The organism is Isoptericola variabilis (assembly GCF_050311655.1).
In the GTDB taxonomy this organism is placed as follows: Bacteria; Actinomycetota; Actinomycetes; order Actinomycetales; family Cellulomonadaceae; genus Isoptericola; species Isoptericola variabilis.
In genome coordinates this window covers 402,858-419,157 of sequence record NZ_JBNOZM010000003.1, presented here as the reverse complement: position 1 = coordinate 419,157, position 16,300 = coordinate 402,858, and the positions used below count along the sequence as shown (strand labels likewise).

Sequence of the window (16,300 nt, the reverse complement as noted above, 5' to 3'; positions counted from 1 at the left end):
GCCCCACCCTACCGAGTGACGACGCCCCGCCGACCCAGCCGACGGGGCGCGCACGGCCGGGATCTGGGAGGATGGGACGCCGTGTCGACCCCTGAACCCCCGGCCCCTGCCGCGCTGCTGCGCCGCGCCCTCGCCGTGCTGACCGAGATGGCCCCCGCGGCCGTCGAGCTGGGCGAGGTGTTCCGTGCCGCCGGGCACGAGCTCGCGCTGGTCGGCGGGCCCGTCCGCGACGCCTTCCTCGGCCGCACCAGCAACGACCTCGACTTCGCGACGTCGGCCTCGCCCGACGAGACGCAGGCGCTCCTGGCCCGCTGGGGCGACGCCCACTGGGACATCGGCAAGGAGTTCGGCACCATCGGTGCGCGGCGCTTCGCGCGCACGGGCCGCGGGGGGCCCGACGGCGGGGACGTCGTCGTCGAGGTCACCACCTACCGCAGCGACGAGTACGACCCCGCCTCCCGCAAGCCCGTCGTGGCGTTCGGGGACACGCTCGACGGCGACCTGTCGCGGCGGGACTTCACGGTGAACGCGATGGCGGTGCGGCTGCCCGACCTCACCTTCGTCGACCCGTTCGACGGGCTGTCCGACCTGGCCCGGGGCGTGCTGCGCACCCCGATCGCGCCGGAGCGGTCGTTCGACGACGACCCGCTGCGCATGATGCGCGCGGCCCGGTTCGCCGCCCAGCTCGGGTTCGACGTCGAGCCCGCGACCCGGCAGGCGATCGTCGACATGGCGGGCCGGATCGACATCGTCTCGGCCGAGCGCGTGCAGGCGGAGATCACCAAGCTGCTGCTGAGCGACCGGCCCCGCGCCGGGCTCGAGGTGCTGGTCGACACGGGCCTGGCCGACCACGTGCTGCCCGAGCTGCCCGCGCTGCGGCTGGAGATCGACGAGCACCACCGCCACAAGGACGTCTACCAGCACTCCCTCACCGTGCTGGAGCAGGCCATCGCGCAGGAGACCGGCCCCGACGGCCCGGTGCCCGCGCCCGACCTGGTGCTGCGCCTCGCCTCCCTGCTGCACGACGTCGGCAAGCCGGCCACCCGCCGCTTCGAGCCCGGCGGCGGCGTGAGCTTCCACCACCACGAGGTGGTCGGCGCCAAGCTGGTGGCCAAGCGGCTGCGCGCGCTGAAGTACGAGAAGCAGGTGGTCAAGGACGTCGCCCGCCTGGTGGAGCTGCACCTGCGCTTCCACGGGTACGGCGACGGGCAGTGGACCGACTCCGCCGTGCGCCGCTACGTCACGGACGCCGGCCCGCTGCTGGAGCGGCTGCACCGGCTCACCCGCGCCGACTCCACCACCCGGAACAAGCGCAAGGCGCAGCGCCTCGCCGACTCGTACACCGACCTCGAGCACCGCATCGCCGCCCTGCGCGAGCAGGAGGAGATCGACGCGATCCGCCCCGACCTGGACGGCTCGCAGATCATGGCGATCCTCGGTATCGCGCCCGGGCCCGCCGTCGGCCAGGCGTACAAGCACCTGCTCGGCCTGCGGATGGAGCACGGACCCCTCGGCGAGGAGCGCGCCGAGCAGGAGCTGCGCGCCTGGTGGGCGGGCCGCGAGGCCTGACGGACCCTCCCGCTCCGCGCTGCGGCGGGTCTATCCTCACGCTTGCGCGCGGGCCCGACGCGAGCCCCGGAGCGCGACGAGCGGAGGCGGGGCATGAGCGGGTCCGGTGTGACGTCCGGCGGCCCGGGCGGGACGGGCGGCGACGCCGCGGACCGGCGGGCGCGCCTCGTCGTGACGGCGTTCTACCTGGTGCAGGGCATGTGCTTCGCCGGCCTGCTCGCGCAGGTGCCGACGCTGCAGCACGACCTCGGCATCTCGGACGGCACGCTGACGCTGATCCTGCTGCTGGTGCCGGTCGTGGCCGGCGTCGGCAGCGTGCTCGCCGGGGCCCTCGCCCCGCGGGTCGGCAGCGCCCGTCTGCTGCACGTGTGCGGGCCGCTCGTGGCGCTCGCCGTGCTGGGCGCGGGCCTGGCGCCGACCGTCGCGATCCTCTATCCCGTCGTCGCGGCGGTGGGGCTGCTGCTCGGCCTGGTCGACGCGAGCATGAACATGCAAGGCGTGGAGGTCGAGCAGCGGTACGGCCGCAGCCTGCTCAACTCGTTCCACGGCGCGTGGAGCGTGGGCGGCATCCTCGGGTCCCTGGCGGCCGTGCTGGCGCACTCGCTGGGGTGGTCGCTCGCCGCCGGGCTGGGGCTCGTCGCCGCGGTGGGCGTCGCCGTCGACCTCGTCGCCGCGGCCGCGTCCGGCGGCGGCGTGCCGCGCGCGGCCGAGCGGGAGGCGGTGCCGGGACTGGTGCTGGCGGAGCAGCCCGCCGTCGCCCCGCGGCCGGACGCCGGTGCGTCGCGCGCCGCCCGCCCGCCGTGGGGGCCGCTGATCCTGGTGGGCCTCGCCGTGACGATCGTGTACGTCGCGGACTCGGCGACGTCGAACTGGTCCACCAAGTACATCCAGGACGCGCTGGGGGCTGCGGCGAACGTGGCGCCGCTGGGGCTCGCCGCCTACCTGGGCTGCCAGCTCCTGGGCCGGCTCGCGGCGGACCGGCAGGTCAACCGGTTCGGGCCGGTGGTGCCGGTGGCCGTCGGCGGGATCGTCGGGACGGCGGGCCTCGCCGCCGTGACGCTCGCGCCGGGGCCGTGGGTCGCCGTCGTCGGGTTCGGGCTCACCGGGCTCGGCCTGAGCGTCGTGGTGCCGCTGTCGTTCTCCGTGGCGGGCCGCCTCGACCCCGAGGGGACCGGGATCGCCGTCGCGCGCGTGAACCTCTTCAACTACGTGGGGTTCGTCGTGGGGGCGGGCCTGATCGGGGGCGTCGCCGAGCTGCTGAGCATGCGCCTCGCGTTCGCCGTCCCCGCGCTGCTGGCTCTGGGCGTCGTCGCGCTGGCGCCGGCGTTCAGGGTCGCGGCCCGCGACGACGTCGCGTCACCGGCCGCGACGCGCTGACGGTCGGGGACGGGCGGGGACGACGACGGGCGGCCACCGTCGTGCGACGGTGACCGCCCGTGGCGGCCGCGGCGGCGCCGCCGGCCCGTGACGGGGCCGGCGACCGGTCAGTGCGCCGCCGGCATGCCCTCGCCCTCGGGAGACGCGGGCACGCGCCGCAGCAGGAGCGACAGCCCCACCGCGACGAGCATGATCGCCGCGCCCCAGACGAACGCGTCGCCGACGCCCTCCGCCAGCGCGACCTGCGCGGTCGCGCCGTCCTCCAGGAGGGCGACGGACCGGGTGGTCATGACCGCGACGAACATCGCGGTGCCGGCCGCACCGGCGAGCTGCTGCACCGTGCCGATCGCGGCCGACCCGTGCGAGTACAGGTGCGGCGTGAGCGACGACAGCGCCGAGGTGAACAGCGGCGTGAACATGAACGCCAGGCCGAGGCTCAGCGTCACGTGCAGCGCCAGGATGTACCAGGGCGACGAGTCGGCGTGCACCTGCGTGAACAGGGCCAGCGCGATCGTCACGACGACCAGGCCGGGCGTGACCAGCGGGCGCGGGCCCACCTTGTCGTAGAGGCGTCCGACCGTCGGGCCGAGCAGACCCATGAGCAGGCCCCCGGGCAGCACGACGAGGCCGGTGGCCAGGGGCTCGAGGCCCATCGCGTCCTGGAGGAACAGCGGCAGCAGGATCAGCGAGCCGAACATCGCGAGCATGCCGACCGCCATGATGGCGAGGCCGACCGAGAACCCGCGGAACCGGAACACGCTCAGGTCGAGCAGCGCGCGGTCGTCGCGGGCCAGCAGGAGCTGGCGCCACGCGAACAGGCCGAGCACCGCGACGCCCACGACGATCGGGATCCACGGCGCGACGGGCGGCGCGTGGCGCGCGGCCTCTCCGATGCTGGACAGGCCGTACACCAGGCCGCCGAACGCGACGGCCGCGAGGAACAGCGACAGGGGGTCGAGGCGCGAATGTGTACGGTCTGCGACGTCCCGGACGTACAAGAAGCCCATGACCAGGGCGAGGACGGCGATCGGCAGCACGATGCCGAAGACCCAGCGCCAGCTCAGCAGGTCGAGGATGACGCCCGAGATGGCCGGGCCGAGCGCCGGCGCGGCCGCCATGACGATGGAGATGTTGCCCATCACCTTGCCGCGGATGGCCGGCGGCACCACGGTCATGATCGTCGTCATGAGCAGGGGCATCATGATCGCGGTGCCCGACGCCTGCACGATGCGGCCGCCCAGCAGCCACCCGAAGCCGGGGGAGAGCGCCGCGAGGAGCGTGCCCGCGCTGAACAGCGACATCGCGAGCAGGTAGGCCCCGCGCGTGCCGAGGCGCTGCAGGAGGAACCCGGTCGCGGGGATGATCACCGACATCGTGAGCATGAACGCGGTGGTGAGCCACTGGCCCGTGCTCGCGGTGATGCCGAGGTCGGCCATGAGCGGGGCGAGCGCCACGCTCATCGTCGTCTCGTTGAGGATGACGACGAACGCCGACCCCAGCAGCAGCGCGATGACGGTGAACTGCTGGCGGGTGAGGCGCTGGGGCACGGCCTCGTCGACGACGATGCCGTGGGCGGGCATCGTCGCGTCGGCGGTGCCGGACTCGGTGGTGGCGGGAGTCGTCAGGGTGGCCTCCGGGGGTTGCGCGTCGGGGGTGACGGTGGTGTCGGTCTGTCGGGGGGCTGGCACGCTGTGCTCCGCTCGCGTCGTGCCGGGTGAGCCCGGCGGAGGGCAGGGGAGGGCCGACGCCGGGTGGGCGCGGCACGTCGTCGTGGTCGGTCGTGGTCGCGGGGGCGGTCACCCTCGGTGCGAACGTCGTACGGTCGCCGGACGGGCGAGACCGTACTGTGTACGACCACGAACCATCCTGCGATATTCCCGCTTGCCGTGACGACCTGATTTTCGGTCGGAACTCGTCGGTCGACGGCGCGCGGAGTCGGGAGAGCGTCGGGGGACCGCGGAACCTCAGCCTGCGGCCTGGAGCGGGCCGGGAACAACGGCCGGTCCGAGAACGGTCGTGAACCGTGGGTTCACGACCGGGAGGGAGTCAGGCGCGCGCGGCGGCGTCCTCGGCGCCCCCGGAGCGGCGGACGCGAGCGGGCACCTCGACGGGGGTGCGGGCACCGCGCGTCGCCATGAGCAGCGCGGCGAGCACGTAGGCGACGGCGAGGCCGACGAAGACGCCGCGGGACCAGCCCGTGTCCGGCAGGGTGAAGGCGGCGAGGGCGGCGGCGCCGACGAACGCGGCGTTGTAGAGCACGTCGTAGAAGGCGAAGGCGCGGCCGCGGAACTCGTCCTCGGCGTCGCGCTGCACGATCGTGTCGACGGCGATCTTGGTGCCCTGCGCGGCGAGCCCGAGGAGCGCGGCGCCCGTGTAGACGACGACGCGCTCCGGCGTCGTGACGAGGAGCAGCTGGCTCGCGGCGGCGAGGAGCAGCATGACGGCGATCCAGCCCTGGGGGCCGGTGCGGCGCGAGAGGGTGGGCGTCAGCACCATCGCGAGGGCGCCGCCGGCGCCGGTGAGCCCGATGACGACGGCGAAGGTCGCCATGCCGGCGCTCTGGCTGCCGGGGTCGAGCAGGTTGCGCGAGATGAGGATCGACGCGATGAACACGACGCCGTAGAGGAAGCGGTGCACGGCCATCGCGAGGAGCGCCTGGCCGGGGGTGCGGCGGGCGACGAGGTAGCGGGCGCCGTTGGCGAGCCCGCGGGCGACCTTGGCGATCTCGCCCCGCAGGTCGGCCTCGGCCGGCTGCTCGGGGCCGAGCTGGGTGCGCCGCAGGCGCGTGGCGAGCAGGGACGCGACGCCGAAGACGAGGGCCGCGCACACGAGCGCGGAGGAGTCCTTGACCCGGCCGGGCTCGAACATCAGGCCGAGGACGAAGCCGATGCCGCCGCCCACGAACGCGGCGCCCGCGCCGAGCGTGGGGGACAGCGAGTTGGCGGTGAGCAGCAGGGGCCCGTCGACGACGCGCGGCAGGCCGGCGGACAGGCCGGCGAGGAGGAAGCGGTTGACGGACAGGGCCGCGAGGCCGATCGCGTAGATGGCCCAGCCGACGCCGCCCGCCAGCATCACGCTCGCCATCGCGAGCGTGAGCACCACGCGCACCGCGTTGCCCCACACCAGCACCTGGCGGCGCTGCCACCGGTCGAGCAGGACGCCCGCGAAGGGCCCGACGATCGTGAACGGAGCCAGCATGACGGCGAACGCTCCGGCGATGGCCGCCGCCGTGCCCTGCGACTCGGGGGAGAAGAACAGCAGGGAGGCCAGGCCCACCTGGAACATGCCGTCGCCGGCCTGGGAGACGAGCCGGACGGTGAAGAGCTTGCGGAAGCCCTCCAGCCGCAGCAGCGCGCGCAGCTCGTACCAGGTCTCGCCGATCGCTCCCACGTCCTTACCCTCCCACGCCCGTCCCCGACCAGACAGAGAGGCCTTCCCCCGCGCGGGCGGGGGGAGGCCTCTCCGGACCGGCGTCGTCAGCGCTCGATCCCGATGTTCGCGCCGCCCTTGCGCTCCGCTCCGGGCGAGTGCCTCGTTCCTCGGCCCTCACCCTTCGCAGCGCTCCAGGTCAGCGCTCGACGTCGCCGCGGATGAACGCCTCGAGCTGGGCGCGGCCCGCGGTGTCCTCCATCTGCACGGGCGGGGACTTCATGAAGTACGTCGACGCCGAGAGGATCGGGCCGCCGATGCCGCGGTCCAGCGCGATCTTGGCGGCGCGGACGGCGTCGATGATGATGCCGGCCGAGTTGGGGGAGTCCCACACCTCGAGCTTGTACTCCAGGTTCAGGGGCACCTCGCCGAACGCGCGGCCCTCGAGGCGGACGTACGCCCACTTGCGGTCGTCGAGCCACGCGACGTAGTCCGACGGGCCGATGTGGACGTTGCGGTCCTCCTTCTTGCCGCCGAGCGGGCCCTCGAGGTTCGAGGTCACCGCCTGCGTCTTGGAGACCTTCTTCGACTCGAGGCGGTCGCGCTGCAGCATGTTCTTGAAGTCCATGTTGCCGCCGACGTTGAGCTGGTAGGTGCGGTCGAGCACGACGCCGCGGTCCTCGAACAGCTTGGCGAGCACGCGGTGCGTGATCGTGGCACCGACCTGCGACTTGATGTCGTCGCCGACGATCGGCACGCCGGCGTCCTCGAACTTCTTGGCCCACTCGGGGTCGGAGGCGATGAAGACGGGCAGCGCGTTGACGAAGGCGACCTTCGCGTCGATGGCGCACTGCGCGTAGAACTTGTCCGCCTCCTCGGAGCCGACGGGCAGGTAGGAGACGAGGACGTCGACCTTCGCGTCCTTCAGCGCCTGCACGACGTCGACCGGCTCGGCGTCCGACTCGTCGATCGTCGCGGAGTAGTAGTCGCCGAGACCGTCGAGGGTGTGGCCGCGCTGGACGGTGACGCCGGTGGGCGGCACGTCCGCGAACTTGATGGTGTTGTTCTCGGAGGCGTGGATCGCCTCGGCGAGGTCGAAGCCGACCTTCTTCGCGTCGACGTCGAACGCCGCGACGAACTCCAGGTCACGCACGTGGTAGTCGCCGAGCTGCACGTGCATGAGGCCGGGGACGGTGTCGGTCGGGGCGGCGTCGCGGTAGAAGTGCACGCCCTGGATCAGGGACGATGCACAGTTTCCGACACCGACGATGGCAACGCGGACGGAGGTCATCCTCGCTCCTTGTTTCTCTGGGCCGGCGCGTCGGACGCCCCGGCGTTGTGGTCGCGGGCGCGGCCGAGAGCACGGTCGCGTTCCGTGGTGATGAGTCCGTCGAGCCAACGCACCTCGCGCTCGACCTGTTCGAGCCCGTGACGCTGCAGCTCGAGGGTGTACTCGTCGAGCCGCTCGCGGGTGCGTGCGGCAGACTCTCGGACCGCCTCCAGCCGCTCGGTGAGCCGGGTGCGCCGGCCCTCGAGGATACGGATGCGGGTCTCGGCGTCCGTCTGCGCGAAGAACGCGAAGCGGACGTCGAAGTTCTCGTCCTCCCAGGCGGCCGGCCCGGACGACGCGAGGACGGTCTGGAGGTGCTCCTTGCCGTCCGCGGTGAGCCGGTACACGATCCGCCCGCGGCGGCCCGACAGGGGTGCCTTGCCGTTGGCCTTGGCCCCCGACTGCCGGGAACCCGACGCCCGGCCCGTGGGGGCCGAAGCCTCGCGCTCCGTGGTCTCGATGAGACCGCGGGCGACGAGGGACTTGAGCGCCGGGTAGAGCGTGCCGTAGGAGAACGCGCGGAACGAGCCGAGCAGCAGGTTGAGCCGCTTGCGCAGCTCGTACCCGTGCAGCGGGGCGGAGTTGAGCAGGCCGAGGATGGCCGTCTCGAGCACCACAGACCTGCTGCGCACGAGGGTCCCCCTTCCGCCCTGTCGTCCCGTTGCTGCCGACCCGTCGTCACGACGTATCGAGTCGATACATCGCGAGAATAGGACTCGCCGACATGGTCGTGCAACGGGAGGCGACCGCGCGTCAGGTCCGCGCAGTTGTGAAGGTTCCGCGGAGCGCAGGCCAGAGGGCTGCGGACGCCTGGGGACGAACCGTCGCCCCGGGCGCGCGAGGCTCCCTCTGGCCCCATGGCATCGCCTAGTGTTCCCTGTGGTCCGCAGGCCGGCGCACTCTACGAGCAGCCCGCCGGTCCCGCACGACGAAAGGCTTGACGTGGCGAGGAGACGTCGCTTCTGGAACTACCCGCGCCCGCGCAAGGGCCCGGTGCAGCGCTGGCTGCCGTCCTGGCGCATCGTCGTCGGCACCCTGCTCACGGGGACGGCGCTGGGCGCGGGTCTGTTCGTCGCCGCGTGGAGCACGACGACGATCCCGAAGAACCTCGACGAGGTGAACAACCAGGCCACGACCGTCTACTGGTCGAACGGCAAGCAGATCGGCCAGTTCGCCGAGCAGAAGCGCGAGCTCGTCCAGCTCGAGGACCTGCCGCCCTACGTGGGCAACGCCGTCGTCGCGTCCGAGGACGACACGTTCTGGACCAACAACGGCATCGACCTCAAGGGCATCGCGCGCGCGGCGGTCAACAACCTCAAGGGCGGCGGCCGGCAGGGCGCGTCCACGCTGACGCAGCAGTACGTCGAGCGGTACTACCTCAACACCGAGGACTCGTACGCCGGCAAGGCGCGCGAGGCGATCATCGCGCTCAAGGTGGCGCAGACCCAGCCCAAGGAGCAGGTGCTGGAGAGCTACCTCAACACCATCTACTGGGGCCGCAACACGTACGGCATCCAGGCCGCGTCGCAGGAGTTCTTCGGCAAGGACGCCAAGGACCTCACGCCGTCCGAGGCCGCGCTGCTCTCGGGCATCATCCCGTCGCCGAACAACTGGGACCCGTCGATCAACCCGGACCGGGCCAAGGAGCGCTGGGAGCGCAGCATCAACCGGATGTACCAGCAGGGGTACATCACCAAGGACGAGCACGACAAGGCCGAGTTCCCGAAGTTCAAGGAGCGGAAGGAAGCGACCAACACCTGGGGCGGTCAGAAGGGCTACCTCATGGACCAGGTGCGCAAGGAGCTCGTGAAGTCGAAGAGCAACCCCGACGCGCCCCTCGAGTCCGAGGACGAGCTCGCGACCCGAGGGCTCAAGATCACCACCACGATCGACCAGAAGCTGCAGAAGACGGCCGTCGAGGTGGAGAAGACGCTGCACGAGGACGGCACGTACGGCAAGGCGAACAAGAACGTCCGCATGTCGCTCGTGTCGATGGACCCGCAGACCGGTGCCGTCAAGGCGCTCTACGGTGGGCCGGACTACGTGAAGCAGTCGCTGAACACGGCGACGCAGGACGTCGTCCAGGCCGGCTCGACGTTCAAGCCGTTCGCGCTCATGGCGGGCCTCGAGAACGGCGTCACGCTCGAGGACAGGTTCGACGGGAACTCCGGCAAGGTCTTCCCCGCCGCGAACAACGGCGAGGACTGGAAGGTCCCCAACTTCGGCGGAGCCAACTACGGCGGCAGCATCGACCTCACCACGGCGACCGCGCACTCGGTGAACACCGCGTACGTGCAGCTCAACGACGAGGTCGGCCCCGAGAAGACCCGCGAGGTCGCCGAGCGTGCGGGGATCCGCAAGGACGAGAACTACCCGCTGACGGCAGGGCTGTCGAACGTCCTCGGCGTCGACTCCGTGCGGCCGATCGACCTCGCCCGGGCCTACTCGACCATCGCGGCGGGCGGCTACCGCACGACCCCGCACATCGTGGCGAAGGTCGAGACGCTCGACGGCACCGTGCTCTACGAGGGGCCGCAGGAGCAGGAGAAGGAGTTCGACGCGGACGTCACCACGGCGGCCACCTACGCGATGACCAAGGTCGTCGAGGACCCGACCGGCTCGGGCCGGGTCGCGCAGGAGCTGGGCCGCCCCGTGGCCGGCAAGACCGGTACGTCGAACGACAACAAGTCGGCGTGGTTCGCGGGCTTCGTGCCGCAGCTCACGACCGTCGTCGGCCTGCGGCAGTACACGACGCTCGACCTCGAGGCGGGCAAGATCGCCGGCCAGGACGAGATCGACGGCTTCGGCGAGTGGCAGGAGATCACGGGCGGCAGCTGGCCCGTCCGCGCCTGGACCGACTTCATGCAGGTCGCGACCGAGGGCATGGAGTCCGAGGACTTCCCGGAGTACGTGCCGGCGCAGCCGACGTTCACCCCGTCGCCGACGCCGTCCGAGACGGAGGAGGAGACGGTCACCGTCCCGGACGTCACCGGCTGGGACATCGCCAAGGCCACCCGCGAGCTGGAGAAGCTGCAGCTCAAGGTGAGCACGAGGGCGCAGAACAGCGACCAGCCCAAGGGGACCGTGCTGGAGATGTCGGGCGCGAACACCGAGGTGCCGGTCGGCACGACGGTCACTCTCGTCGTCTCCACCGGCCAGCCGGACCAGCCGGAACAGGTCGTGGTGCCGAACGTCGTCGGGCAGCCCCGGACGACCGCCGAGCAGATGATCTACGGCGACGCGCTCCAGCCTGCGGTGCGCGAGGAGTTCAGCGACCAGCCCGTCGGCACCGTCATCGACACCGACCCCGGTCAGGGCACCAGCGTCGACCAGGGCTCCACCGTGACGCTGATCGTCTCGAAGGGCCCCGAGCCCGGCAACGGCGACAACGGCAACGGCAACGGGAACGGCAACTCGCCGTCGCCCGACCCGGACGAGAGCGAGAGTCCGGGCATCGACTGGCCGCTGGACGGCGCCGAGGAATGACGATTTCCGGGACGCCCGCACCGGCGGGTATCCTGGTCGACTGGCTGTGCCCACCACCCCGGACCGTTCCGGGGTGGTGCGCGGCCGACGCACGCAAGAACCCTCCTGTCACGGAACGACCGTGACCGCTGAGACCAGAGGAGGTGGGTTGAACACATGCGTCAGTACGAGCTGATGGTGATCCTGGACCCGGAGGTCGAGGAGCGCACCGTGGCCCCGTCGCTGGACAAGTACCTGTCGGTCATCTCGACCGAGGGTGGTTCCGTCGACAAGGTCGACATCTGGGGTCGTCGCCGCATGGCGTACGACATCAACAAGCGTTCCGAGGGCATCTACGCCGTCGTCGACTTCACCTCGACGCCGGCCACCGCGAAGGAGCTGGACCGCCAGCTCGGCCTGAACGAGGCCGTGCTGCGCACCAAGATCCTGCGCACCGACGCCCGCTGAGACCTGAACCGAATCTCTGCCCCCGTCGCGGGCGGCGTCCTGGCCGCTGTGGATATCCACGGCGCGGATGTCACAGCCCCGTGATGGGATCCCCTCACGACTCTCGGACGAACGAAGGAGCATGGCATGGCTGGTGAGACCGTCATCACGGTCGTCGGAAACCTGGTCGCGGACCCGGAGCTGCGCTTCACCCCCTCAGGGGCTGCCGTCGCCAACTTCCGCATCGCGTCCACGCCGCGCACGTTCGACCGCCAGACCAACGAGTGGAAGGACGGCGAAGCGCTGTTCCTGTCCTGCTCGGTCTGGCGCGAGGCCGCGGAGAACGTCGCCGAGTCGCTGACGAAGGGCATGCGCGTCATCGTGCAGGGCCGTCTGACGCAGCGCTCGTACGAGACCCGCGAGGGGGAGAAGCGCACCGTCATGGAGCTGCAGGTCGACGAGGTCGGCCCGTCGCTGAGGTACGCCTCGGCGAAGGTCACCCGCGCCCAGCGCTCGGGTGGCGGCGGCTTCGGCGGTGGCGGCGGCAACCAGGGGGGCGGCTACGGCGGCCCCCAGGGTGGCGGCCAGCCCGGCGGAGGCTTCGGTTCTTCCGGCGGCGGTCAGAGCAACGACCCGTGGGCCACGGCCGGTCCCGCCTCCTCCGGTGGCGGGTTCTCGGACGAGCCCCCGTTCTGATCGGCGCCAGTCCCCAGATCACCCGTCCCCCGACGTCGGCCCTCGCGGCCGTCGCCTCGTGAGGACAGCACCTGTGAAGGAGCAACACCATGGCGAAGCCTGTGGTGCGCAAGCCCAAGAAGAAGGCCAACCCGCTCAAGACGGCCAAGATCGAGTCCGTCGACTACAAGGACACCGCGCTGCTGCGCAAGTTCATCTCCGACCGCGGCAAGATCCGCGCGCGTCGCGTGACCGGCGTCTCCGTCCAGGAGCAGCGCCAGATCGCCCGTGCGGTGAAGAACGCCCGTGAGATGGCGCTGCTGCCGTACTCGTCCTCGGCCCGCTGACCGGAAGGATCACTGAATCATGTCGAAGCTGATCCTGACCCACGAGGTCACCGGTCTCGGTGAGCCTGGCGACGTCGTCGAGGTGAAGGACGGGTACGCCCGGAACTTCCTCATCCCGCGCCGTCTGGCCACCCCCTGGACCAAGGGCGCCGAGTCCCAGGTCTCCGCGATCCGCAAGGCCCGCAAGGCCCGCGAGATCGCCACGCTGGACGAGGCCAAGGCGGTGGCCGACTCGCTCGCCGCCAAGACGGTCGTCGTCACGGCGCACGCCGGCGAGTCCGGCCGTCTGTTCGGTGCGGTCACCACCGGTGACATCGCCGACGCGGTCGTGGCCGCCGAGGGCCCGCAGGTCGACAAGCGCAAGATCGAGATCGGCCAGCCGATCAAGACGACCGGTGAGTACACCGTGTCGGTGCGCCTGCACCCCGAGGTCTCCGCGAAGATCGCCGTCAAGGTCGTCGCCGGCTGAACGCCTGACACCTGACAGCCGAAGGTCCCGGCCCCCGCGAGGGGACCGGGACCTTCGTCGTCCGAGTCACGCGCCCGTCACCATCCACCGGTCGCCCCGGGCGCGCAGGCCGGTCGTGAGGGCGCGGGCGAGCATGAACACGCCGGCGAACGCGCCCCACAGCCACGCCAGCCCGATCGCGCCGTCGGGCGCCCAGGCGCGGACCGCGAGGGCGAACGGCACGTAGACCACCAGGGTGAGCAGCCCCGCCCAGGCGAGGAACCGGCCGTCGCCGGCGCCGATGAGGACGCCGTCGAGCACGAAGACCCAGCCCGCCATCGGCATGAGCACGCCCGTGACGACGAGGCCCGCAGTGATCGCGACGCGCACGTCGTGGTCGGACGTGAACAGCGGCGCGAGCCACCAGCCCGAGACGGCGAACACGACGCCGATGACGACGCCGGCGCCGACCCCCCACTGGAGCGAGCGGCGCAGGACGGCGCGCACGCGCCCGACGTCGCCGGCCCCGAGGCCGTGGCCCACGAGCGCCTGGCCCGCGATGGCGAGCGCGTCGAGGGCGAACGCGGCGAGCCCCCACAGGCTGTTGACGACCTGGTACCCGGCCAGCGCCGTCGCGCCGAGGCTGGTCGCGACCGCGACGGTGAGCAGGATGGCGAGGCGCAGCGACGCCGTCCGGACGAACAGCGGCGCCCCCGCCCGGGCGTTGGCCCAGATGCCCGCGTGGTGCGGCCGCAGCGACGCGTGGTGGCGGCGGGCGCCGCGCACCACGACGACCGTGAGGACCGCGCCCATGCCGAGCTGGGTCGCGGCGGTGCCGATGGCGGAGCCGGCGATGCCCAGGCCCGCGCCGTACACGAGGACGACGGACAGGATCGCGTTGACGACGGCGCCCGTGGACGCCACCCACAGGGGCGTGCGCGTGTCCTGCAGGCCGCGCAGCACGCCCGTGGACGCCAGGACGACGAGCATCCCGGGCAGCCCGATCACCGACCAGCGCAGGTAGATGGCGGCGTAGCCCGCGACGTCCGCGCCGGCGCCCATCGCCCCGACGGCCCAGTGGGCCCCGACGGCGAGGACGGCGGCCAGCACGACGCCCAGGCCGAGGGCGAGCCACATCCCGTCGATGCCGGACTGCAGGGCGTCGCGGGTGCGTCCCGCGCCGACCAGGCGGGCGACGGCGGCCGTGGTGGCGTAGGCGAGGAACACGCACAGCCCGACGAGCGTGACGAGCAGCGTGGACGCGACGGACAGGCCGGCGAGCTGCGCCGTGCCGAGATGGCCGACGACGGCGCTGTCGACGAGCACGAACAGCGGCTCGGCGACGAGGGCGCCCAGCGCGGGCAGCGCCAGGGCGAGGATGTCGCGGTCGATGCGGCGGCGGTCGTCCTTGTGGTCGCCCCGGTTCTCGCCCCTGTGGACAACCTTGTGGGCGGCCTCGGCGGGCGGGTGACCCTCCGGCGGCGTCGGTGAAGGAGGGGTGGCGCCGGGGTGTCCGCCGTCTGGATCCGGGGTGCGGTGCACCTCACCCAACTTTCTTCTCCTCCACAGCCTGAGGGTAACGTCGTCGCAGGTCAGAGCCTTGCGAAAAGTTGTACACAGCCGATATCCCCAGTTGTGCACATGCCTGTCCACTGCCCGTGCACAGGCTCAGGCGCATATCCACAGGCCCGTCCACACCTGTGTCCACACCGTCGATTGCGCACGGTCGCGGGCGCGCCTAGCGTCGTCCGCGGTGTCAGAGGGCCACGGTAGAACGTGGACCTGACAGCGGGAGTCGATGTCCGGTGACGGACCGGACGCCGGCGACGGCGGGGGAGCGGGGTGAGCATGTCGATCGAGGAGCTCGAGGCGGGATATCAGGGGGCGCCCGGCGCCACCTTCGACCGCACACCTCCTCAGGACGTCGCCGCCGAGATGAGCGTGCTCGGCGGCATGCTGCTCTCCAAGGACGCCATCGCCGACGTCGTCGAGCAGATCCGCGGCAACGACTTCTACCGCCCCGCCCACGAGGCGATCTACGACGCCATCATCGACCTGTACGGCCGCGGCGAGCCGGCCGACGCCATCACCGTCGTCGCCGAGCTCACCAAGCGCGGCGAGCTCGCCCGCGTCGGCGGCGCCCCGTACATCCACGACCTCATGGCCGGCGTCCCCACCGCCGCCAACGCCGGCTACTACGCGCGCATCGTCCAGGAGCGCGCCGTCCTGCGTCGCCTCGTCGAGGCCGGCACCAAGATCGTGCAGCTCGGCTACGCCACCGACGGCGGCGACGTCGAGGGCATCGTCAACACCGCGCAGGCCGAGATCTACGCCGTCACCGAGCGCAAGACCTCCGAGGACTACCTGCCGCTCGCCGAGATCATCGGCGGCACCATGGACGAGATCGAGGCCGCCGGGAACCGTGGCGAGGGGATGGTCGGCGTCCCCACCGGCTTCGCCGACCTCGACCGGCTGACCAACGGCCTCCACCCCGGCCAGATGATCGTTATCGCCGCCCGGCCTGCCATGGGCAAGTCAACGCTGGCAATCGATATTGCCAGGGCAGCGTCAATTAAACACCAACAGTCGTCCGTCGTCTTCTCGCTGGAGATGAGCCGCAACGAGATCACGATGCGTCTGCTGTCCGCGGAGGCGCGGGTCCACCTGCAGAAGCTGCGGAACGGCTCCATGGGCGAGGATGACTGGCAGAAGGTCGCCAAGGTGATGGGCCGGGTCTCCGAGGCACCGATGTTCATCGACGACTCGCCGAACATGTCGCTCACCGAGATCCGCGCCAAGTGCCGACGGCTCAAGCAGAAGCACGACCTCAAGCTCGTCGTCATCGACTACCTGCAGCTCATGACCTCCGGCAAGAAGGTCGAGTCGCGACAGCAGGAGGTCTCCGAGTTCTCCCGTGCGCTCAAGCTCCTCGCGAAGGAGATCGGCGTCCCGGTCATCGCGCTGTCGCAGCTGAACCGTGGTCCTGAGCAGCGACAGGACAAGAAGCCTGCGATGTCCGATTTGCGCGAGTCGGGCTCTATCGAGCAGGACGCCGACATGGTGATCCTGCTGCACCGCGAGGACGCGTACGAGAAGGAATCACCCCGTGCGGGCGAGGCCGACCTGATCGTCGCCAAGCACCGTAACGGCCCCACCGACACCATCACCGTGGCGTTCCAGGGGCACTACTCGAGGTTCGTCGACATGCAGTCCTGATCCCGGAGTAGTGAAAGACGCCACGCCGCTGCACGAACCCTCCCCGGTGGACACGTC

Annotated in this window: 13 protein-coding genes; 8 read left to right on the top strand and 5 right to left on the bottom strand. The window is 71.6% G+C overall.

What is annotated here, in order from left to right:
• Window positions 1-81: 81 nt before the first annotated feature.
• Window positions 82-1,569, top strand: a complete 1,488-nt coding sequence (locus tag ACQP60_RS09125; protein ID WP_429731038.1) for a CCA tRNA nucleotidyltransferase — start codon at window positions 82-84, stop codon at window positions 1,567-1,569.
• A gap of 93 nt (window positions 1,570-1,662) precedes the next feature.
• Window positions 1,663-2,946: an MFS transporter gene (locus ACQP60_RS09120; RefSeq protein WP_429731035.1), complete on the top strand. Its 1,284-nt coding sequence runs from the start codon at window positions 1,663-1,665 to the stop codon at window positions 2,944-2,946.
• A 107-nt stretch (window positions 2,947-3,053) separates the two neighbouring features.
• On the opposite strand, the gene ACQP60_RS09115 is transcribed toward ACQP60_RS09120, so the two are convergent.
• The 4 genes from ACQP60_RS09115 to ACQP60_RS09100 all read right to left on the bottom strand — a co-directional run bounded on the left by ACQP60_RS09115 (window position 3,054) and on the right by ACQP60_RS09100 (window position 8,277).
• Window positions 3,054-4,526, bottom strand: a complete 1,473-nt coding sequence (locus ACQP60_RS09115) for an MDR family MFS transporter (RefSeq protein WP_429731413.1) — start codon at window positions 4,524-4,526, stop codon at window positions 3,054-3,056.
• Between the two features lie 466 nt (window positions 4,527-4,992).
• Window positions 4,993-6,336 carry an MFS transporter gene (locus ACQP60_RS09110; RefSeq protein WP_429731031.1) on the bottom strand — a complete coding sequence of 448 codons (1,344 nt, stop codon included), beginning with the start codon at window positions 6,334-6,336 and terminating at the stop codon, window positions 4,993-4,995.
• A 178-nt stretch (window positions 6,337-6,514) separates the two neighbouring features.
• The gene (locus ACQP60_RS09105; protein WP_429731028.1) at window positions 6,515-7,606 is read right to left on the bottom strand and encodes an inositol-3-phosphate synthase; all 1,092 of its coding nucleotides are present in this window, start codon (window positions 7,604-7,606) and stop codon (window positions 6,515-6,517) included.
• The gene (locus ACQP60_RS09100; RefSeq protein ID WP_429731025.1) at window positions 7,603-8,277 is read right to left on the bottom strand and encodes a PadR family transcriptional regulator; all 675 of its coding nucleotides are present in this window, start codon (window positions 8,275-8,277) and stop codon (window positions 7,603-7,605) included. Before ACQP60_RS09100 ends, ACQP60_RS09105 begins: the two co-directional genes overlap by 4 nt.
• Window positions 8,278-8,587: 310 nt before the next feature.
• On the opposite strand from ACQP60_RS09100, the gene ACQP60_RS09095 reads away from it, so the two are divergent.
• The 5 genes from ACQP60_RS09095 (at window position 8,588) to rplI (ending at window position 13,048) form a co-directional block, all read left to right on the top strand.
• Window positions 8,588-11,131, top strand: a complete 2,544-nt coding sequence (locus tag ACQP60_RS09095; protein WP_429731022.1) for a transglycosylase domain-containing protein — start codon at window positions 8,588-8,590, stop codon at window positions 11,129-11,131.
• A 156-nt stretch (window positions 11,132-11,287) separates the two neighbouring features.
• Entirely contained in the window at window positions 11,288-11,578 is a 291-nt protein-coding gene (gene rpsF, locus ACQP60_RS09090; RefSeq protein WP_429731019.1) for a 30S ribosomal protein S6, read from the top strand.
• Window positions 11,579-11,704: 126 nt separating this feature from the next.
• Window positions 11,705-12,253 carry a single-stranded DNA-binding protein gene (locus ACQP60_RS09085; protein WP_429731016.1) on the top strand — a complete coding sequence of 183 codons (549 nt, stop codon included), beginning with the start codon at window positions 11,705-11,707 and terminating at the stop codon, window positions 12,251-12,253.
• 89 nt (window positions 12,254-12,342) lie between these two features.
• On the top strand, window positions 12,343-12,579 hold the full coding sequence (gene rpsR / locus ACQP60_RS09080) for a 30S ribosomal protein S18 (RefSeq protein WP_100422261.1): 237 nt from the start codon (window positions 12,343-12,345) through the stop codon (window positions 12,577-12,579).
• A 19-nt stretch (window positions 12,580-12,598) separates the two neighbouring features.
• Window positions 12,599-13,048 carry a 50S ribosomal protein L9 gene (gene rplI, locus ACQP60_RS09075; protein WP_429731013.1) on the top strand — a complete coding sequence of 150 codons (450 nt, stop codon included), beginning with the start codon at window positions 12,599-12,601 and terminating at the stop codon, window positions 13,046-13,048.
• Window positions 13,049-13,114: 66 nt separating this feature from the next.
• Here rplI and ACQP60_RS09070 read toward each other — a convergent pair whose 3' ends face one another.
• A complete protein-coding gene (locus tag ACQP60_RS09070; protein WP_429731410.1) occupies window positions 13,115-14,419 on the bottom strand; it encodes an MATE family efflux transporter in 1,305 nt (434 codons plus the stop codon).
• A gap of 456 nt (window positions 14,420-14,875) precedes the next feature.
• Between ACQP60_RS09070 and dnaB the strand changes: the two genes are divergently transcribed.
• A complete protein-coding gene (dnaB, locus tag ACQP60_RS09065; protein WP_429731010.1) occupies window positions 14,876-16,243 on the top strand; it encodes a replicative DNA helicase in 1,368 nt (455 codons plus the stop codon).
• Window positions 16,244-16,300: the final 57 nt, after the last annotated feature.